Genomic DNA, 20,622 nt, shown 5'->3' on the forward strand with positions numbered 1-20,622 from the left:
TCCCCATTTCTAACTTAACGAATCGTTAATTGTTCAGCGATTGGTCCCAATACAATCACCGGCAAGAAGGTCAGCGCACCAATCAGAATGACGCTGCCAATCAATAGAACAGTAAACAGTACGTTGTCGGTACGGAATGTGCCGATTGTCTCCGGTACCCATTGCTTACGTGTTAATGATCCGGCGACGGCAAGCAGCGCAATCATGGATATATACCGCCCGAAGAACATCACAAGACCCGTGGTTATATTCCAGAATGGTGTATTGTCCGCTAGTCCCTCGAAGCCAGATCCGTTGTTAGCTGCTGACGATGTGTATTCATACAGCACTTGTGTAATCCCGTGGAAGCCAGGGTTGGTGATCGAGCCTCTACCCAGATCAGTCAGGAAGGCAACAGCGGTTGGGACCAAAATGATAAACGGGTGTGCCAGAATCGCAATCGCGATGAGCTTCATCTCCCGCGATTCAATCTTACGTCCCAAAAATCCAGGTGTTCTGCCGACCATCAGTCCGCAAATGAACACAGCGAGTATCGCATACATAAGCATGTTCATTAGCCCGACGCCTTTTCCGCCAAACACGACGTTCAGCATCATCTCCGCTAACGGTACCAGACCACCAAGTGGAGTCAGTGTATCATGCATATTGTTGACCGAACCGGTCGTCGCTGCTGTTGTCACTACCGTGAACAGTGCAGATTGGGCGATACCGAATCGTACCTCTTTCCCCTCCATGCTTCCTTGCGAAGCATCAATACCAAGCGCATTCAGCGCCGGGTTCCCACTTTTTTCTGCTGTGTAGGAGATAGACAGGAACACAAGGAGCAATATCATCATCGCCGAGAAAATAACCCAGCCCTGCTTGCGGTTATTCGCAAATCTGCCATACATAAATGGCAGCGCAGCGGATATGGCCCACATGGACAGGATCTCAATCACATTGGTCAGCGGACTCGGATTCTCAAACGGATGTGCCGAGTTCGCACCAAAGAAGCCACCTCCGTTCGTTCCCAAATGCTTGATCGATTCTAACGAAGCGACCGGGCCAATCGCAATCTGCTGAATGTTTCCCTCCAGCGTCGTTACAGATAGAGTCGAATCCAGCGTTTGGGGTACTTGGAGCGCCACCAGTATCAACGTGATAACTAACGCAAAAGGGAAAAAGATTCGTGTATGCGCCTTGACGAAATCCTCAAAGAAGTTCCCTAAGGTCTTTCCTTTGCTCGTAATTCCTCGGACAAAGGCCACCGCAATGGAGAGACCCGTAGCCGCTGACGTAAACATCATCATCATAATGACAGCCATTTGCGAGAAGTAGGTCAGTCCCGTCTCTCCGCTATAATGCTGCAGGTTGGTGTTCGTAATGAAGCTAATTACGGTGTTCATCACTAATGTCGGCTCCATATTTGCGATACCATTGGGATTCAGCGGCAAGCCACTTTGCACCCGTAATAGTAAATAACTTATCGCGACGAGCACCACGTTGGTCGTAACGAAGCTGATCGCATACCATTTCCAATTCATGCCTACACGATGCTTCAGACCGATCAATGCAAAAACGGGTTTCTCAGCCCATCCAAATAGTTGATCCGTACGATTGGGTTCGTTAGAGAACACGTAGTACAAATAATCACCTAGCGGTCTGGCAACTAGCAGCAAAATGCCAATGACGATTCCGATTTGCAATATATCCATAAAATTTCCTCCCTGGTCCTACTCAATGAAAAAACATCGTTAAAATTTCTCAGGATGAAGCAAGGCATAGATTAAGTAGATGAACAAAGCACCTGTAGCAATCAACACAATGGTCATTCACGTTCTCCCTCCATAGGTTCAATAGATCTCCCACACCATTCAATAAATCCGATTACGAGCGCGAAAGAAACAATTAATGTAATTACCATCCATAAATCCAACATCCCAACACTCCCTTTGTTAATCCAATGAATCTTTTCCATGCTCACCTTCGAACTAAAGAAGAAGACAACAAAAAGAAGCCACAGAAAAGGAAACCTTTTCCGCGGCTTCTTGCTCATGACCTGTGTCCTGAACAGCCCGCGATAAAATGTTGCCCCTCCATACGCTTACGAGGTTAGCTGTCGGATTCGGGCGTGAGAGTCGCCCTACACCTGGCACCAAAAGGCCAAGTGATTCACCCCATGAGACCATCAGGTCTCGATTGGTTCCCCCGTTCCTTGCTTGTTCCAAGGATTCAGCGTGATTGGTCCACCGACCTCGTCTTCATCGGCAGTTCAATTCCGTTCACGGACTGTATCTTACCGCTCGAAAAAAACAATGTAAAACAAACGGTTTTGGCTATGGACTCAAAATGCATGAAATCCACATTATGTAAGCGTTCTTAAATAAGAGTTTCTAGACTTTCCTCTCATATACTCTTTATTACTAAGGTTTTCATTCATTTTTACGGAATTTTTACGCCTTTAAATGTCTTCTTTTATGCCTTTTTTACAGCATTTCTGCCTTTACTGAAATAACAAGAAATCTCACCCAATCCATGATCATATTGAAAATAAACGTTGACATCGATCACAGAAGTAAGCGAAAGTAAAGCGTCTCGCAGAACTGTCTGACCAATTTATCGAAGCAGACAAATATATGTTCGTTACTCAGAACAGGGCCCTACAGGGAGCTTCACAAACGAGACTAGTTGTTGTAGGTGGCGCAGGGAGTCTATTTATAGATGAAGCTCACACAACTCGTAAATTGGAGGCACCTGGTTTTCCGGAAATATATCTACCCCCAGCTGTTCATATGGCCGAAAATCTCGATGATCTTCGGCAATCCACGAATATTCAATGGACGTACCTTAGTCCAGCAGGAATTTTGATCCTGAATAGCTGTACGTCTCCAGCTCCAGTACTAGTATGCTACGTTCAATCGCCTTCTGAATGAAATAAAACCAAGAGGATGAGCTCGCTTGAGCCCATCCTCTTGTACGTTATTACAATGTTGCTCTTACTTCTTTGGCTGCTTGGACAAGGTTCTTCAAGCTGGCCCACGTTTCATTGACACCGCGAGTTTTAAGTCCGCAGTCCGGGTTAACCCATAGCTTGGACACCTCGATCTTATCCAACATACGATCCAGTCCTTGTTTAAGCTCTTCTACGCTTGGAATCCGAGGCGAGTGGATATCGTACACGCCTGGGCCGACTTCAGTGCGGAAGCCACACTCGTTAATTGCGTCGATAATTGCCAAGTCTGAGCGCGACGCTTCGAATGTAATGACATCGGCGTCCATCGCATCGATGTCACGAATGATATCGTTGAACTGGCTGTAGCACATATGCGTATGAATTTGCGTTTCGGCTTTGACGCCGCTATGCACGAGTCGGAAGGCAGGAATCGCCCAGCTCAAGTATTCGCTCTGCCAGTCGGAATGTCGCAACGGAAGCTTCTCTCTTAAAGCGGCTTCATCGATCTGGATAATCTCGATTCCATTGGCTTCGAGATCAAGTACTTCGTCACGAATCGCAAGGCCAATCTGAAGGGCGCTTTCTTTCAGACTGATATCTTCGCGAGGGAACGACCAGTTCAGGATCGTCACCGGACCCGTCAGCATGCCTTTGACCGGCTTGTTGGTACGGCTCTTCGCGAACGTCGAGTACTCTACAGTAATTGGCTTGCTACGACTAATGTCGCCCCATACAACCGGCGGCTTTACACAGCGTGTTCCGTAAGACTGTACCCAAGCGTTCTCAGTGAAGATAAAGCCATCCAAGCATTCCCCAAAGTATTCGACCATGTCGTTGCGCTCGTATTCGCCATGAACAATCACATCGATTCCAATTTCCTCCTGCTGCGCAATGCACTCCGCGATGCGGTCAAAGTTGAATTGCTTATACTGTTGCTCGGTGATGTTACCTTTCTTGAAGGCTGCGCGGTTCGCGCGGACATCAGCCGTCTGAGGGAACGAACCAATCGTCGTCGTAGGTAACGGCGGTAGATTGAATTTGGCTTTCTGAAGCGTTTCCCGTTCGGCGAAGGCAGGAAGTCTCGTGAAGTCGGCGTCAGTCAACTCTGCTACTCTCTTCTGTACCGAATTGTCATTCGTGAGTCGCGATGCACGGAACAGCTTCTCATTCTCTGTATAGTAAGTGGAAGCTTCCGGACTCTCCTGCTCCAAGATCGACTTGAGTTCTGCAAGCTCGCACAGCTTTTCTTCCGCGAACGCGAAGTATTGCTTATTTGTCGCCGTCAGTTTTGTTTCGTGCTTAATCGTGTACGGGACATGAAGCAGCGAGCAGGACGTGCTGAGCACGACTTGGTTTGCATGCTTGCTGATCTCTTGAACGAGAGCAATGGTTTGTTTATATTGGTTTTTCCAGATGTTCTTACCGTTGATTACACCGGCAAATAGCACCTTGTCACTTGTGAAGCCATGCTTGCGCACGAGGTCCAAAGACTGCTTGCCCTCGACAAAGTCGATGCCAATTCCGTCGAACGGCAGACCTTGAAGTACCTGATAGCAATCGCGCACGTCTCCAAAATACGTTTGTGCGACAACTTTTACGCCGCCTTTGGCGGACAGGATACCGCTATATAGCTCCGTAAAAAGCTCGATATCTTCCGAAGTCAAATCCGTTACTAATGCAGGCTCATCCAGTTGGAACCATGCTGCGCCAAGAGTGTTCAATTGGTTCAGAACAGCAGTATAAGCTTCGACAACCGCAGGCACGAACTCCTTCACTTGCTTCGAGCCTGTGAATCTTGCAAGCTTGAGCAGAGTGAATGCTCCGATCAGCACAGGCTTGGTTGTGATGCCAAGCTGTTTTGCTTCCGTAAATTCGTCGAACAGCTTCGAGCCGGCCAAGTGGATGCTTGTCGTATCTTCGATCTCGGGCACCATATAGTGATAGTTTGTGTTGAACCATTTTTTCATCGCCAGCGCTTTAACATCGCCTTCGTCGCCTTGATAGCCTCTCGCCATTGCAAAATACGTCTCTAGTGGGCTTAATCCGAGTTCCTGATATCTTTGCGGAACGATTCCAAGCAAGCAAGCCGTGTCTAGCAGTCCGTCGTAGAAGGAAAAATCGTTGGAGGCAATGAAATCGACGCCGTTCTCCTGTTGAAGCTTCCAGTTTGCGTATCTAAGCTGAGCCGCCGTTTGTTGCAGCTCTTCAACTGGAAGTATGCCTTTGAAGTATTTTTCGGATGCGAATTTAAGCTCTCTGAGCGCGCCGACTCGTGGATAACCGATTATGGATGTTTTCAATTGTAACAGCTCCTTGCTTAAATGTTGGCTTTAGTATAGAGCGTGGAAGCTGCTATCGGGAAACACAAAAAAACTATACCCAGATATAGCTTTTTTCTATGGCCCAAACGAAAAGCCTGAATATTACAATGCAAAGAAGGTGCCACCCCAATCAGAGTAGCACCTATATCTTCATTTAGTTCTTCATTTAGTTCTTCATTTAGTTCTTCATTTAGTTCTTCATTTTCTTCTTGCTACCATACATCCATAGACTAACAACAGCTAGAACAGCTCCAGCACCCACCATTGCTCCTTGAATAGCATCCTTCACTCCAGAACCTTCTCCACTTATGGCTGATGCTAACAGTAGAACAACTACTCCTGCGCTCATTAACTTATACGATTTTGTATTCAAATGATTAAGCATATTCAATCTCCCACATCGTTTATTTTGTTGTTTTTTTAGCCCGGTGCTATTTCTAGATTTTGTACGCCTTCATTGCCTTGCGCAGCTCTTTCCAGCTTGGACGCTTGCCGTACATCAGCACACCCGTCCGATAGATCTTCGCGGACAACCAGCCGAAGCCCACAATGGATATGACCAAGATGAGAAGCGACAGCCATATCTCCCATAGTGCAGCCCGCTCTAGTCCAATCCGCAGCAGCATGACTGTAGGTGACGTGAACGGTACGAACGAGCTGACCTTCACCAGCATCGTATCCGAAGTGAAGATATTGAAGATACCGATGTAAAATGCAGCCAGTGCCAGCATGGTGATCGGCATCACCGCTTGCCCCAGATCCTCCGTCCGGCTCACGATGGAGCCCACAGCAGCGAACAGCACTGCATACAGGAAGTAGCCGAGAATATAGAAGATTAGTCCATAGACCAGCACCTGCACATTCAGCTCTGCAAGACTGAGGCCTGCATCCGCCAGAATGACGTGGTTGTGTGGTAGCAGCAGATTTCCTCCCACTACAAGAGCAAATACCAGAATTTGTAGCATGCCAATCATGAATATACCGATAATCTTGCCGAACATCTGGGTCAGTGGCGATACACTGGTGATCAGAATCTCCATGATTCGCGAGCTCTTCTCTGCCGTTACCTCAGAGGCAATCATATTGCCTGTCATCATGGCGGAGGTGAAGAAGAGAATCATCAGAACATAGACTAGCGCATAATTGATCGGAGATAGATTCTCACCTGCGTTACCGTCCGCTCCATTGCCGCCTTCTGCCTCTACACTGATCGTACGGCTGTCGATCTGTACGGGAGTGCTAATCTCCTGCACCTGCTGCTCACTTAGTGTCGTCCCCGCAATCAGCTTCGTCTTGGCGGACTGAAGTCCCGCTTGAAGCAGTGCGATCACATCTGGTGAAGGAGCATCGCCCTTCGCGACATACTCGACAGTAGGGAACTCTCCAGCAGCCGATGTCAGCTCCACATAGCCTGTAATCGTGTCATTTTGCAGGGCAGACTGCAGTGCTTCATCCGTCGTGCTGTCATATCGTATCCAGCTTAGCGGTGTGACGGATTGCAGCTGAGTATACTGTTCTAAGGCTTCGGCCACAGTTGCATCCTGCTGCTGGACAATCAAGCCGATCGACATTTGCTCCTTCATGGGAGAAGAGGCCTTATCCTCCCCTTTGAAGAGGGTAATCAGATAAGGGATATTCATCCCGATCGTAATGAGCAAGGCTAATACCAGTGTAGTGATAAGGAATGACTTGGTCTTTGCCTTCTGGCGAAATGTGAACCCGATGACCGTACCTATTCTATTCATGCGATTCACCAACCTCCCGGATGAATATTTCGTTCAGCGTTGGTTCCTTAATCTCAAAATGCTCAATATTAGACTCTGCTATCGCTTTATTCAGCACCAGCCTGGCGGCATCCTCATGTTCCATATGCAGCATCCAGCCGCGCTCCAGCTTCTCTACATGGCTAATGCCTGGTATTGATTCCAGCCCCTCAAGCTCTGTCGAGGTCACCAGACGCAGTCGCTCCCGCGGATAACTGGACTTAATCTCTCTGACACTGCCTTGTACGACTGTGTTTGATTTATGCAAAATGGTAATGTTGCGGCAAAGCTCCTCCACATGCTCCATACGGTGTGTCGAGAACAGAATGGCAGCTCCTTCATCACGCAGCTCCTTCACGGTCTCCTTGAGCAGCTCCACATTCACGGGATCGAGTCCACTGAATGCCTCATCCAATACCAGAATAGATGGACGATGAACGACGGCAGCGATGAAGCCCATCTTCTGCTGATTCCCCTTGGACAGCTCCTCGATCCGCTTATCATAGTATTCAGGTACCGCGAAGCGATCCAGCCAATACCGCAGGCTCTGATCCGCATCCTTGGCAGACATGCCCCTTAGCCTGGCCAGGTAAGTGATCTGCTCACTTACTTTGACCTTCGGATACAGCCCCCGCTCCTCTGGAAGATAGCCCATACCATGCTGCATTTGCAGGCTGAACGGCTTGCCATGATACATAATGCTTCCTTCATCGGGATAGATCAGGCCAAGCACCATCCGCATCGTCGTCGTCTTGCCCGCACCATTGCCTCCAAGCAGGCCATAGATCTCTCCTGCCTCCACCTGCAGACGAATGCCATTTACCGCCGTCTGTTCTCCATAGTGCTTCACCACATCCTGCAGCTCCAGTACGTTCATGCTCAGATCACTCCTTTATCCATAAGAATGTCTTCGGGCACCTGCCCATCCATCCAATACGTCATCAGCTCATCAAGCTCCAGTGCCCGGGAACGCAAAATGCGAATCCCTGCTTCCTCCAGCATCTCTGCTACGGCTGGCGCCTTCATCGTTACCACACGCTGCAGCATGCCTTCCTGCGTATGCTCCACGACGCCCGGCAGATCGCCAGCATCCTCCTTGCTTCCCTCGAACCAAATTTCCTTGCCTGTCTCCAGCAACCGATCTTTCTCGGCTACGCCAAGCATTTGCCCTTTATCCATCAATGCCACATAATCCGCGAGGCGTCTGACCTCATCAATGATATGGCTGGATAAAATGATAGTGGTACGCTCATTGCGCATACAGTCCTTCAATTCATCAATCATGATCTTCCACGAGAACGGGTCCAGACCTGACGACGGCTCATCCAGTAGCAGCAGTCTAGGGTGCGGAGCGAGAGCAGCGGCGAGCTCGAATTTGCGACGCTCTCCCTTCGAGACCTTGGACAGTCTCTTGTCCCAAGGTGCCTGGAAGCGATCCATCAGCTCCTGGAACCGCAGTTCATCCCAGCCCGTATACCATTGGGCCCGAAAAGCAGCTGCCTGCCTTGCCGTCAATCGATCCTCATCCCGGGTGAAATGCTCAGGCATGTAACCGATCCACTGCCTTACATCAGCAGGAAGCTCATGCTCGTAGGATTGTCCGCACCAGTGAATCTCACCTGCATCCTGTCTGATTATCCGAGTCAACATGTGCAGCAGCGTGCTTTTACCAGAACCGTTATGCCCTACCAAAGCGAGAATATGCCCCAGTGGCAAGGAGAAGCTCAGCGGTCCGATTTCTGTCACGCCTCTTCGCTTGCGAACATTCTTCATCTCAATCATGGTCTTCTCCATTGTGTCATTTCTCCTTTACAGTCCCGTATTTCCTGCGCACAATATCATCGAATAGCTGCCTAAGCTCTTCCTCCTGGCACTGTACCGAGATGCCGATATCGACGGCCTGCTCCAGCGCAGTAGTTACCGCGTTCGTCTTGTAGCTGCTCTTGAGATCGTCGCCTACTCTGGCTACGAAGGTTCCCGTCCCTTGCCGGGTACGAAGCAGACCTTCCTGTTCAAGATCCTGATATACCCTCCGCACTGTAATTACACTGCAATTCAACGATGATGCAAATTCGCGAATGGAAGGCAACAGCGTACCTTCATCAATCTGACCTGCAATAATCAAGGACCGTAATTGGTTCTTGATCTGGGCATATAACGGCTCTGTACTGTTCTCATCAATTTGCACCGGTATATTCACCTATCTTCCTCCCCCCTGTTCCATGTCCATGCTCCCAATCCGCTTCAAGCCAGATCACGCCGAAGCAATGAACGAAGCGTCAGACGGGCGGAGGTCCACACGCTTGCAATAGCTCCAATTAGCAGCACCCACAGCAGAGGGGACGCCAATGTAAAGTCACGACTGATCCTGGTTACCCAACTCACGACACTGGAGCCCATCATGCTGACAACAATAACTAATATGACGATCGGTATCCCGGCAATCAACGAGTTCCAGAAGTACTTCTTCCCGCTTGAGGTCATCTCCATGAAGATATAGATACAGTGCACGATGATTCCATAAGCGCCCCAGGTCAAGGCGAAGGTCAGGAAAAAAGCAATTGAGAAATTCGATTGCAAATCACCGGCGAGTACGAATAGACAACTAAAGTACACGAGACCATTCATCCCAAAGGCAACGAACATCTGCTGAATGCGACTCATAACAACAATCCGTGATGGAATCGGCAGCGTTCGGTAGTAAGCCAGCATCGTCGTGTAGGAATCCTCCTGCAGATACATGAAGCTTCGCCGGTTGAACAGAAATCCGAGAAATGGAAGTAGAAACAGGATCAGAAAATCCATTATTGGACTTAGCGCAACGTCTTCTCCATTGAACTGTATAGCCATCACCATGGAGGTGGTAAAGCCCAGATACAACGAGAACAGGATCGACATCGGAATGGTCCAGCGCCCCATCGTCATTTCCCTTACCGTAATTAACCACGCTCGCTTCATATCCATCATGCTATCTTCATCCTTTCTACGAGAAAAATCAGATTTACACCTTCCACCCGCAACAGATACTTGGCAATTGGGCTATTGATGTTAAGGTGTGGTAGTTACTAGCATTACTTAAATGTTATTAGTGTGCTCACTGTGATTAGTGTGATTAGTGTGTATATCTTTATACACAGTATATAAACACCCACTCCCCAAGTCAACCCTTTTGTATGCCTAATCTCACACCACCAAGCCCTATGACCCTGAAAATTCCTATTCTAGCATGGTATCACAGCTACTCAAATTTCCTCCTAAATGCTTATGCGCTTCATGACTTTCGTCGATAAAATGATTAACCCGTACAACCTTCATTACTGCATACGCTCTTTGTGCATGTTTATAAAATGATAAAAGGAGACCTTCACCATGTTCCTCAAAAACGCAAGCTCCAAGCCATCACAGACAGCTACATCACTTCAGCAGATGCTTGACCAGGTGAAGCAATTGTCCGCTTCATTGGATTCAGGTCAACTAGAGGCGCGCTTGTCCACGGATGAGGCTGCACCTGCTATTGCCCAAGAGCTAGCCCAGGAGATCAATCAGATCGTAGACAAGCTGACCGGCAGAGTTGAGACAAGTACGCAGGTGCTTGAGCTATACAGACATTCTGCCATTTCCGGGTTCTGTGAGATTACTGTTGTCGATGGTGATCCACTGCACCGGGACAATCGCGTTCTGCCTTCCCCAGAATTCGTAAGATTATTTCAGATGGATCATACCCATGATATGCCTAAATCTCTTCATTCGTGGACAGATGTATTCCATCAGGAAGACCAGCCGCTGATTCGTAATTCCCTCACACAGCACGCCGCTGAACGGAATCAGCAGCCACTAGAGCTGGAAGGCCGCGTACATACCAAAGGAGATCAGTACCGCTGGTATCGTACCATTTGCAAATTCCTGTATAACGAACAAGGAATCCCCTACACGCTATTATCACTAATCATCGACATTCATGAACAGAAGGTAGAAGCCGATGAGCTGCAAGCTCTGATTACCAGATATGATCTCATCAACCGTGCCCTGGTGGAGGCTCCTTGGGATATGACTGTCGTAGCCGGCGATGTGGTCAACCCGAACAACGAGTTCTGGTGGTCACCTCAGTTCCGCAAGACGCTTGGCTTTCAGGATGAGAGCGACTTCCCCAACATCTTTAGCAGCTGGAGCAGTCGACTTCACCCCGAGGATGCCCAGCGGACAGTGGATGCTTTTGCAGCGCATATGAATGATTATTCGGGACGGACACCATACGATCTGGACTATCGTCTGCAGCTCAAGAACGGAGAATACCGATGGTTCCATGCCGGCGGGGAGACCGTGCGTGATAGCAAAGGCGTGCCTCTGCGGGTAGCCGGTACGATCCGGGATGTCACTCATGAGAAGAACAAGGAAGAAGTCGTACAGGCCATGACACTGAAGACCCAGCAGCTATTTGATGCCATTAACGAAATGATCCGGGGCATCAACTCCATCACCGAACAGGCTCAAGATCTGGTCAATGCACAGGAGCAATCGGCGGAAGCCGCCTTGCAAGTGAAGAACAGTGCGGAAGAGACCAAGAATATTACCGCCTTCATTCGCGAGATCGCCAGCCAGACGAATCTCCTCGGCTTGAACGCAGCCATTGAGGCTGCACGGGCAGGCGAGCTGGGATTAGGCTTTGGCGTCGTAGCCGGGGAAGTTCGGAAGCTGGCGGATCACAGCTCAGAGGCTACAGTGAATATTGAGGGTAGCATGCAGGACATGAAGAATTTGATCGATCAAATTCTGGACCACATCGGCAAGATGTCCTTCCTCACTCAGAATCAGGCGGCACTGACACAGCAGGTCAATGCCTCCATGGATGAGATTAACCGGATGTCGCAGGAGTTGGTCAACTTTTCGCGTAATCTGTAGTCTATGGCAATACGAAGGCCTCTTCTCCTGTCATGCAGGAGTCAGAGGCCCTTTTGAATGGAGCTACCAATAGTATTTAGCCACCGGATCTGGAGACACGGATTACTAATTTTTCGCAAAATACCGAAGTGGAGAATGACCCTACTACTTATATGAGGGTACTATAGTTCCTGGTGACTGCTGATCCGTACTACTCACTGAGAATGAGCGGCCCCTCTTTCGTCACAGCAATCGTATGCTCATATTGAGCTCCCCAGCTTCCATCAGCTGAACTGATCGTCCAGCCATCGTCACCCCATAATACAGCACCACTAGAGCCGAGCATGAACACAGGCTCAATCGTGAACACCATACCCTCGCATAGCTTCATCCCTGTACCCGGCCGTCCGAAATGAAGCACCTCCGGCGGCTCATGCATCTGTCTGCCAATTCCATGTCCAACGAGGGATTTGACGATTCCCACTCTACCCTGCCTCGCCGTTTGCTCTACCTCATAGCCAATATCACCCAGCGTGAAGCCGATGTGCGCTTTCTGGATGCCTTTCATAAGTGCCTTATGTGTCGTGTGCAGCAGGCGGGCCACTGGCTTATTGACCGTCCCCACCTGATAAGTCCAGCCTCGGTCGGCTAGCCAACCGTCCTTGTTCACCACAATATCAATAGTTGCAATATCCCCTGGCTCAAGTGGCTTGCTGCTGGGAAAGCCATGACAGACAACATCATTCACCGAGGCGCATGTAGCGTAAGGGAAACCTTTATAACCCTTCTGCTCCGGGGTGGCTCCACTCCTGTATAGGAACTCCTCCACCCGATTGTCAATCTCTGCTGTTGTAATCCCAGGTACCATCCAGCGTGCAATCTGATCATGGCATGCCGCCAGAATCCTCCCCGCCTCCCGCATATATCCGATCTCTTCCGGGGTACGTATGCGTATGGTCATGAGCCCTCTCTCCCTCCCTATGTCTTGTTCACTCAGCTTTCTCTATCCTGACAATCGTCACGCCTATAGAGTCATACCTATTCCATTGTATGAAGCTGTATGCGAACTCGCGCATGATGTTCCTGTGAATGCCAGAGGAAGCAGGTGTTAGCAACGTCAAGAAGCCGCCCGAATTACAACAACACACATGCTGTACATGCTGCTGTAGTCGGACGGCTTATACCGTAATCTAGTAATCAAATATTACGTGTGTTTCTGACACCTAAACATACTGTTTCAGCTATTACACGGCTATTACACTATTCCAGAAGATACTCTTCCAGAGCACACTGTTCCAGACGAGCTATTGCTCCTTACCCCACAGAACGACTCAGGCAGGCTTCGGTGTATCGACTCCGTTCAAGACAAGGTGCATATGAATCTCTGCCTTCAGAGAGTCTGATACTGCGCAATACTTCTCTTTGCCCATCTCGATCGCCTTCCATACCCGATAATCCGGGATATCGCCATCGACATGGAACGTAAGATCAATCGCGGTGAAGCCTGTAGGGTTCTCTTCCTTACGCTTGCCTTCAGCTACAATATCAATGCGCTCTATGGATGGGAGAAAACGGTCCAGAATCATCGTGATATCGATTCCCATGCATCCGCCGAGCCCTGCCAGCAGCAGTTCCATGGGTGTCATCCCTTTGCCATCTCCACCATATTTGGCTGTAGCATCCATGCCTACGCTATATCCTGACGGTCCTTCGGAGGTGAAGGCTCGTTTTCCTTCCCAGGTTGTTGTAACTTTCATGTTCATCCTTCTTTCCGCTGTAAATTTGTTTACCTATATAGGTCGCTAATCGCTCCAATTGTCTATATATCGCACTAAAACTCCGTAATCTGCCGCAAAAAACGCTTCGTCCGCTCTTCACGCGGAGCCTCGAAGAATGCCTGTGGTGCAGCCTCCTCCACGATGAATCCATCCGCCATGAAGATGACCTTGTCTGCGACCTCACGGGCGAACTTCATCTCATGAGAGACGACGAGCATCGTCATCCCTTCACGGGCCAGCTCGCGCATGACACTGAGCACCTCACCTACCAGCTCCGGGTCCAGCGCTGATGTAGGCTCATCGAACAGCATCATGGCTGGCTCCATCGCGAGCGAACGGGCAATTGCGACACGCTGCTGTTGTCCTCCCGACAATCTGGAGGGATACGCATCCTGCTTGTCCTTCAGCCCTACTCGATCTAGCAGACGCTGGCCGATCGGAATGGCTTGATTGCGATCCATTTTTTTGACGGTGACAAGCCCCTCAATGACATTCCCCAGTGCAGTCATGTGGGGGTACAGGTTGAATTGCTGGAACACCATGCCTGTCTGCTTGCGAATTTCACGGATTGCCTGCTGCTTCTGACGAACTGGAGCCGTTGCTGCTACCTGGATGCCGTTCACCTCGAAGACTCCTCCGGATATTTCCTCCAAGCCATTAAGACATCGTAGCAGCGTACTCTTTCCTGACCCACTCGGCCCGAGCAGCACAACAATCTCTCCGGCCTTCACATGCAGATCAATGCCCTTCAGAACCTCGTTATGTTGAAAATGCTTCGTTAAGCCTTTAGTTGTAATCATATGCACTCACTCCATTGAATTTCAGTGGTCCTGCATCTCAATAAGCTCGCGCCAGTCTATGCTCCACACGCTCCAGCAGGAATGACAGCCCTGTGCTCATGAGCCAGTAGATGATGCCAATAGCGATATAATACGGCATGAATACGAACGTCTGCGATTGCAGTAGCTGAGCCTGACGTAGCAGCTCGCTGACGGTAATGACCGAGACCAGTGAGGTCTCCTTCAGCATGCCGATGAAGGTGTTGCCCATCGGTGGAATCGCAATGCGAGCAGCTTGCGGAAGCACTACCCGACGCATCGCCTGTGAGGGAGTCATTCCCGTGGCGAGCGCCGCTTCCATCTGTCCGTTCGGCACAGACAGAATCGCTCCACGGAACGTCTCGGATAGATAAGCACCCGCATTCACGCTAAGTGCAATATAAGCTGCCGTCAGCGAGCCAAGCGTAACACCATAATCGACTAGACCGTAATAAATGATACAGATCTGCACCAGCAAAGGGGTACCGCGTATAATCGACACGTAGGCCCGCGCCAGCCAGCGAATGAAGCGATTGCCCTTCAGCCGTGCCACTGCTGTAACCAAACCGATCAACAGACCGAAGGTCATGGAAACGACCGTTAACAAGAGCGTATAATAGGCGCCTTCCAATAGGAATGGCAAGCCGTTCAATACCATTTGCAGCATTTAAATTTCTCCTTCCCGAAGACGATAGTCGGGATCTCCCGTATATTATCGTCACAGCATGAGGCCATTCATGAACGATCCATGAACAGCCTCAGCAGCACACCATGTGTTGTTATTGGGCAGGCGGCGCCTCGCCGAACCATTTCTTGAAGATCGTCTCATACGTTCCATCACTCTTCATATCCGCAAGCGCCTTGTTGATCGCATCTCGCAGTTCAGGGTTCTCCTTGCGCAGCGCAATTCCTGCCTGATCTGATTTGATGGGCTCCCCAACCGCCTTAATCTTGAATCCGTTTTGATCTACAAGCGGCTTCAGCGCATACAGGTTATTGATCGTGGCATCAATTCGGCCTACGTCAAGATCTTTAAGGGAGGTAATTACATCGTTATAGGTCTTGATTTCAAAAGGACCATACTTTGGCAATACTTCATTGCGCAGGTAGGATTCATCGTTGGTGCCCAGTCCGACGCCGATCGTCTTTCCTTTGAAATCCTCCAGCTTGGTAATATCGTTATTGCTGCTGTTCACAATAATCTTGACGCTATTTGTGATATAGCCATCTGAGAAGTCAATCTGCTGCTTCCGCTCATCGGTGATCGTCACTTGACTGGCCACAACATCGAATTTGCTTGTCTGAAGGCTAGGAATTAGCCCGGAGAACTCCTGAGTTGTGAACTCGGCCTCTACACCCAGACGCTTTGCAACCTCCTTGGCAATATCAGGATCGAAGCCATCTACTTCATTCTGATTGTTCAGGAATGTGTAGGGTGGATAGGTTCCCATCGTTCCCACCTTCAGCACTCCAGCACTCTTGATGTTCTCCAGCAGATTCCCTCCAGCCGTCTCTGTACCTGGAGTCTCAGTGTTACCATTAGTGCCACTATTCGCTGCCGGGTTGTTGGTCGTGCTGCATGCACTCAGGATCAATGTGAGTACCGCGAGTAATGTAATTGTCCATTGCCAGCTCTTGCGTGGGTTCGTCTTCATCTTCATTCTCTCCTTATTCTTGGTCCCGGGACTTGCCCAGCAATCCGTAAAATTCAAAATTAGCTGCTTCCGCGGCGAGTCGCTCAGCCGTAGCTGAAGCAATTGACTGATGTAATTTCTCCGAGCCGAACAGCCAACGGGAAATGAGACCTTCAAGCAAGCCCATCAGCAGTGCCGCACGCAGCTCTACATCAAGGCTAGGTGGCAGCATCCCCAACTCCATCGCACGTTCGATATTTCGGCGAAATGCCTGTTCCATCGCCTGTCTTACTTCAACAATATGCTGACGCACCGTCTCTTCGACACCGTTCCCCTTAAGCAGCAGCTCCATCAAATAGCGATTGTCTGCTGCGAACATGAATAGAGAGCAGAACAGCGTCTCTGAGGCTCTGACCATATCCGGTATATCCCCTGGCTGCTGCCGGTAGCCCTGATGAATGACATCCAATAGGGCAACACGCCCGGTCTCGATAATCTCCAGAGCCAGTGCTTCTTTGCTCTTGAAATGCCAATAGAAGGTTCCCTGAGCTACACCGGCCTCGCGAACAATGTCGGATACCTTAGTCATATGATAGCCATTTGTGGCGAATTTCTTTAATGCAATTTGCAGAATTTGAGCGCGTCGATCATCTGGTGCGATAAATGTGTCTTTTTTCAATAGTCCATCCCTCCCGATTGATCAGTCAGTCGGTTAATGACTAAATCCTATAGGACAACTACGAATTTGTCAATACATTGATTTTCTATTGCTTCAGCAGACACAAAAAAGCCGTCCGACCACAACATCATTGTTGCGATCTGGACGGCCCCATGCCGATGCGTTTATGTGTATACAGCAAACGAACGGCTCAAGAGACAGAAGAGTTCAGGCGCCCCAGCTCATTCTCCACGACTAGAGTTAGCTCTTCTTCATAACCTCCCGTAATCCGATATTTGCGTACGTACTCTTTTACGAATTTTTTGGGATCTTTAGGCCGGAAAATTCGAGTCATCTCCCGCAGACTTTCCTTTACTTCGTTATGACCTTTCGTTGCCATGATAACTCCCTCCCAAAACGTTGAAAAATAAATGCTTCGTTGAAGAGAATGCCGCAAAGTTGTGTTGTCATATACATTTGAAGTAGGTGTAGAAAACGCAGCTTAGGTCGGGAACTACCTAATGGCAGTGTACCTGACACTTTTATTACCCGAATCTGACCAAAATGAATCACATTCATAGTATAACATATTCAAAACTTCGTTTCAGCTTTCCGGGCTTCATGAACTTTTTTTAATTTCATGTTTTCGATGCAAAGCACGGTTATAGATTAATATCGGTATTTACAGCTCAATATGTTTGGGCATATTCTCAAAAGAGAACATTCATCATGATCAACTGCGTAGTATTGCACGATTTAAGCCCATTTCATGAAGCAATCTATTAGGAGGAAGCGTCATGCTGAAGAATCAGCCCAAAGTCTTGATTCTCTATGCCAGCTACGGGGCTGGACATTATCAGGCCTCACTCGCGGTCAAGCAAAGCCTTACGAATAGAGGATTCCAGGTTCGATTACTCGATCTCATGGCCGAGGCACACCCTCTGCTCAATGAGGTTACGAAATTCGTATACATGCAGAGCTTCAAGACGATCCCAAGGATGTACGGCTGGGTCTACAATCGCACCAAGGACATGAGCGCACGGTCTGCCTTCGGCCATGTCCTGCATTCCTTCGGTATCCGTCAGCTCGCCAAGGCCTTGAACGAGGAACAACCCGACTTGGTCATTCATACGTTTCCACAGCTCGCATTACCCGCATTGCGGCGCAAGCGTGGAATCAGGCTGCCCATTGTGAACATCATTACTGATTTTGATCTGCACGGAAGATGGCTACACCCTGAAATAGATCGTTATTATGTGCCGACCGAGGATATGAAGCTTGAGGCGATCGAGCGAGGGATGGACCCGGAACGGATTGTCCCATCAGGCATTCCAGTCCATGCTTCCTTTCACGAGATGAGCACGGAGGAGATGACTCTGGTGGATGAAGCGATCCATCAGCCAAATATCATAGAGCTCAATGCAGGCGGAGACAACAAGACCAAGACGATTCTGCTGCTAGGGGGAGCTTATGGTGTCATGACCGGGATGCACACTCTGTGCAGTAGGCTGGCAGCTCTGCCTGATGTCGAGGTGCTGGTCGTATGCGGTCGGAACGAGTCACTACGGGAGCGCCTGATGAGAGATCTTACGCACTGCTCCAATATCCAGATCTTCGGGTACGTAGATCACATCGCAGCATTAATGCGTAGGAGTGACCTCGTCATTACAAAGCCCGGGGGAATTACCCTGTCGGAAAGTCTATCCTCTGGCTTGCCAATCTTGATCTACCGTCCGGTACCAGGACAGGAAATGAACAATGCCTTATATCTGGAGCGCAAGGGAGCCGCACTCATCTCTACTCATTTCGAGCAGTTAATTGAACAGGTTACCCGGATTTTGTCCGCCCCTCATACCTATGCAGCGATGGCAGCTACAGCCAGGCAGCTCGGGAAGCCATGGGCGGCAGAGCACATTGCGGAGGATATTATACAGCAATGGTTCGCTCCTCTGCCCACAGCTATGGAGCAGTAGAACGCTACAGCATACAGCCTCCGTGAAGCAGAAAAACAGAGTCAGCGGCCACGTATCTTTATTGGGCTCTCGCATAACTTTACGTCAGTACGGACAGCTTAATAGGAGTATATGGAGCCATCCAGCAAGCCCTTGCTGGCGAGTGCTATCAAGTTGACGTAAAGGAGCCAAGCCATGGAACGTAAAGGGAAAGACATGCTCCCACTCTCGGGAGAGCAAGTGGAGGTAGATGGAGTCTACACCGATGAGGATGGTCACGAGCAGCATCTGAAGCGGGGACAGCATTTTCCATCGGATCTGGTACTGGGGTCCAGTGAGTGGCAGATGACGGAGTATTCCTTTGACAATCATCATGAAGGCCGCACCGATCCACGCCTTGTTCCCAAGGAGGATGACGTGGACAAGCAAGGGAAGATTACTCATCCTCGTCGGCACATGGAGCGTGGTGACCGCTAAGCCCATACGAGCTTTACATGAGATCTTAATAGACCCGCTTTAAAAAACCGCAGGTCCCTTACGTGGGAACCTGCGGTGCTTATTATCTCAGAATTTGTTTTACCAGCTTATGATCTACAACGGCATAAAAGGCCGTATCGGTCACACCAGAGGCTGCATCCATATATCCGGTAGTGAAGGCACGCTGGAGCTTCAGATTAATCTTATTCAGCACCTCGTAGCGATCCTTCAGTTGGATGCGTACATCCCCAGCCGAAGTCAGTGTTACTGCCCCCGGCAGAATAGTGTCCTCCGTATAAGAGCGTTGGACGATCTGGTTCTGCTGAGAATAGAGCTCTATGCTGTGCTCAGTATAAAGTACATAGTACTGATCATTCACCACGATGTGGGCTTCATCGGGAATGGTGAGCTCCCATTGCTTATCCCCATCCTTGTTAAAGGACATGAGCAGATCGTTAACACCTTCTGTCTGGATACGCAGCATGAAGGTACTGTCATTCATAGCATGAATGGAATAGCGTGTGGGGTCTCCAGCCGAGACATTAGCATTCGCCGGGAAGATGTAATTGTTAATCGGCTTTAACTCCAGGTTCAGAACATCAAGCACCGTGCTGCCCGATGGCTGCCATCCGTCTTTGGTTTTGACCTTTCTTTGGCTATCCATAACGATTCGATCCTGCTCGGCAGCGACAAAGGCTCCGTTCACAGTACCTCCTCCAGTTAGCTTACCAGCGTCGCTGTAACGGTTAACGACAGAGGTTGCAGTGCCATCCGCTCTGACCGTTGCCTCTTCAAATACGTACAGCTCCCCGTTATTCATCAGCTTAATGATACTACCCGATGATATATTCTGATTCCACCGCTCTAGCCCCTTGTCTGACAAGGATATTAATTTGTTCGTGCCATCGGTATACTTCACATAAGCGTAGAAGGAACCTGAATCCGTAGGCATCAGCTCTACAGACGTTGCATAGGCCCCATCCGCGGATTGGAATGTATACTGCCACAGTGACTCCCCAGTCTGATCATTGAAGGCCTGCAATGTATACAGGTACGAGTCGCTAGTCTCTTGCCCCTCGGCAGACTTCACAACAGGCTGTTGCGTGTATACGTGCACCCGTTGCTTGGATGGCAAGGCGAACACTTTGGACTGATTTGGCTCAAGCAGCTTCTGCTCGGCCTGCGCCACAGGCAAGGACGGAGCATTCCAATAAGCAGCCTCCAGCGGCTTGGATACACTTACATCGGCTGCATTAGCTGCCAAGACTGCTGGCTGAGAAGATAACACTAATACGGCTCCCAGCGCTACACTTCCTCCACATTTCCACCATTTCATACTCATGTCGGATTCATTCCTTTCAGCATTTCTTGTGCACGAGCTCCACTTCTGTATTTCAAAATAACAAGAGTA

20 protein-coding genes and 1 riboswitch are annotated in these 20,622 nt (G+C 49.4%); of the genes, 3 read left to right on the forward strand and 17 right to left on the reverse strand.

Going from position 1 to position 20,622, the window contains the following annotated elements:
* Nucleotides 1-14: 14 nt before the first annotated feature.
* From kdpA to D328_RS0121315, 9 genes are all read right to left on the reverse strand, one after another.
* On the reverse strand, nucleotides 15-1,694 hold the full coding sequence (kdpA, locus tag D328_RS0121270; RefSeq protein ID WP_018887065.1) for a potassium-transporting ATPase subunit KdpA: 1,680 nt from the start codon (nucleotides 1,692-1,694) through the stop codon (nucleotides 15-17).
* A gap of 39 nt (nucleotides 1,695-1,733) precedes the next feature.
* Nucleotides 1,734-1,811 (reverse strand): K(+)-transporting ATPase subunit F, encoded by a 78-nt coding sequence (gene kdpF / locus D328_RS31920; protein ID WP_081625333.1) that lies wholly within the window; start codon nucleotides 1,809-1,811, stop codon nucleotides 1,734-1,736.
* Between the two features lie 254 nt (nucleotides 1,812-2,065).
* Nucleotides 2,066-2,227: riboswitch (cyclic di-AMP (ydaO/yuaA leader) on the reverse strand.
* Between the two features lie 734 nt (nucleotides 2,228-2,961).
* Nucleotides 2,962-5,232 carry a 5-methyltetrahydropteroyltriglutamate--homocysteine S-methyltransferase gene (gene metE, locus D328_RS0121285; protein ID WP_018887068.1) on the reverse strand — a complete coding sequence of 757 codons (2,271 nt, stop codon included), beginning with the start codon at nucleotides 5,230-5,232 and terminating at the stop codon, nucleotides 2,962-2,964.
* A gap of 211 nt (nucleotides 5,233-5,443) precedes the next feature.
* The gene (locus tag D328_RS0121290) at nucleotides 5,444-5,638 is read right to left on the reverse strand and encodes a hypothetical protein (protein WP_018887069.1); all 195 of its coding nucleotides are present in this window, start codon (nucleotides 5,636-5,638) and stop codon (nucleotides 5,444-5,446) included.
* A gap of 52 nt (nucleotides 5,639-5,690) precedes the next feature.
* Nucleotides 5,691-6,998, reverse strand: coding sequence for an ABC transporter permease (locus D328_RS0121295; protein ID WP_018887070.1), 1,308 nt, complete (start codon nucleotides 6,996-6,998; stop codon nucleotides 5,691-5,693).
* Nucleotides 6,991-7,893, reverse strand: coding sequence for an ABC transporter ATP-binding protein (locus D328_RS0121300; RefSeq protein ID WP_018887071.1), 903 nt, complete (start codon nucleotides 7,891-7,893; stop codon nucleotides 6,991-6,993). The genes D328_RS0121295 and D328_RS0121300 overlap by 8 nt, the downstream gene beginning before the upstream one ends.
* 2 nt (nucleotides 7,894-7,895) lie before the next feature.
* Entirely contained in the window at nucleotides 7,896-8,810 is a 915-nt protein-coding gene (locus D328_RS0121305; RefSeq protein WP_018887072.1) for an ABC transporter ATP-binding protein, read from the reverse strand.
* A 4-nt stretch (nucleotides 8,811-8,814) separates the two neighbouring features.
* Nucleotides 8,815-9,216, reverse strand: coding sequence for a GntR family transcriptional regulator (locus D328_RS0121310; RefSeq protein WP_018887073.1), 402 nt, complete (start codon nucleotides 9,214-9,216; stop codon nucleotides 8,815-8,817).
* 44 nt (nucleotides 9,217-9,260) lie between these two features.
* Complete coding sequence (locus D328_RS0121315) at nucleotides 9,261-9,983, reverse strand: hypothetical protein (RefSeq protein WP_018887074.1); 723 nt, start codon at nucleotides 9,981-9,983, stop codon at nucleotides 9,261-9,263.
* A gap of 402 nt (nucleotides 9,984-10,385) precedes the next feature.
* Here D328_RS0121315 and D328_RS0121320 point away from each other — a divergent pair, with 402 nt between their 5' ends.
* Nucleotides 10,386-11,915 (forward strand): methyl-accepting chemotaxis protein, encoded by a 1,530-nt coding sequence (locus D328_RS0121320; RefSeq protein WP_018887075.1) that lies wholly within the window; start codon nucleotides 10,386-10,388, stop codon nucleotides 11,913-11,915.
* A 190-nt stretch (nucleotides 11,916-12,105) separates the two neighbouring features.
* Here D328_RS0121320 and map read toward each other — a convergent pair whose 3' ends face one another.
* From map to D328_RS0121355, 7 genes are all read right to left on the reverse strand, one after another.
* On the reverse strand, nucleotides 12,106-12,855 hold the full coding sequence (gene map / locus D328_RS0121325) for a type I methionyl aminopeptidase (protein WP_018887076.1): 750 nt from the start codon (nucleotides 12,853-12,855) through the stop codon (nucleotides 12,106-12,108).
* A gap of 370 nt (nucleotides 12,856-13,225) precedes the next feature.
* Nucleotides 13,226-13,651, reverse strand: coding sequence for an OsmC family protein (locus tag D328_RS0121330; RefSeq protein ID WP_018887077.1), 426 nt, complete (start codon nucleotides 13,649-13,651; stop codon nucleotides 13,226-13,228).
* A gap of 74 nt (nucleotides 13,652-13,725) precedes the next feature.
* On the reverse strand, nucleotides 13,726-14,472 hold the full coding sequence (locus D328_RS0121335; RefSeq protein WP_018887078.1) for an amino acid ABC transporter ATP-binding protein: 747 nt from the start codon (nucleotides 14,470-14,472) through the stop codon (nucleotides 13,726-13,728).
* 37 nt (nucleotides 14,473-14,509) lie between these two features.
* Nucleotides 14,510-15,157, reverse strand: a complete 648-nt coding sequence (locus D328_RS0121340; RefSeq protein ID WP_018887079.1) for an amino acid ABC transporter permease — start codon at nucleotides 15,155-15,157, stop codon at nucleotides 14,510-14,512.
* Between the two features lie 112 nt (nucleotides 15,158-15,269).
* Nucleotides 15,270-16,145, reverse strand: coding sequence for a substrate-binding periplasmic protein (locus tag D328_RS0121345; protein WP_018887080.1), 876 nt, complete (start codon nucleotides 16,143-16,145; stop codon nucleotides 15,270-15,272).
* A 13-nt stretch (nucleotides 16,146-16,158) separates the two neighbouring features.
* Nucleotides 16,159-16,803 carry a TetR/AcrR family transcriptional regulator gene (locus D328_RS0121350; protein ID WP_018887081.1) on the reverse strand — a complete coding sequence of 215 codons (645 nt, stop codon included), beginning with the start codon at nucleotides 16,801-16,803 and terminating at the stop codon, nucleotides 16,159-16,161.
* 190 nt (nucleotides 16,804-16,993) lie between these two features.
* Entirely contained in the window at nucleotides 16,994-17,182 is a 189-nt protein-coding gene (locus tag D328_RS0121355; protein ID WP_018887082.1) for a hypothetical protein, read from the reverse strand.
* Nucleotides 17,183-17,579: 397 nt separating this feature from the next.
* On the opposite strand from D328_RS0121355, the gene D328_RS0121360 reads away from it, so the two are divergent.
* Entirely contained in the window at nucleotides 17,580-18,755 is a 1,176-nt protein-coding gene (locus D328_RS0121360) for an MGDG synthase family glycosyltransferase (RefSeq protein ID WP_018887083.1), read from the forward strand.
* A gap of 174 nt (nucleotides 18,756-18,929) precedes the next feature.
* The gene (locus tag D328_RS0121365; protein ID WP_018887084.1) at nucleotides 18,930-19,211 is read left to right on the forward strand and encodes a hypothetical protein; all 282 of its coding nucleotides are present in this window, start codon (nucleotides 18,930-18,932) and stop codon (nucleotides 19,209-19,211) included.
* Between the two features lie 82 nt (nucleotides 19,212-19,293).
* On the opposite strand, the gene D328_RS0121370 is transcribed toward D328_RS0121365, so the two are convergent.
* Nucleotides 19,294-20,553 carry a hypothetical protein gene (locus D328_RS0121370; protein WP_018887085.1) on the reverse strand — a complete coding sequence of 420 codons (1,260 nt, stop codon included), beginning with the start codon at nucleotides 20,551-20,553 and terminating at the stop codon, nucleotides 19,294-19,296.
* Between the last annotated feature and the right edge of the window lie 69 nt (nucleotides 20,554-20,622).

This window comes from Paenibacillus massiliensis 2301065 = DSM 16942, assembly GCF_000377505.1.
In the GTDB taxonomy this organism is placed as follows: Bacteria; Bacillota; Bacilli; order Paenibacillales; family Paenibacillaceae; genus Paenibacillus; species Paenibacillus massiliensis.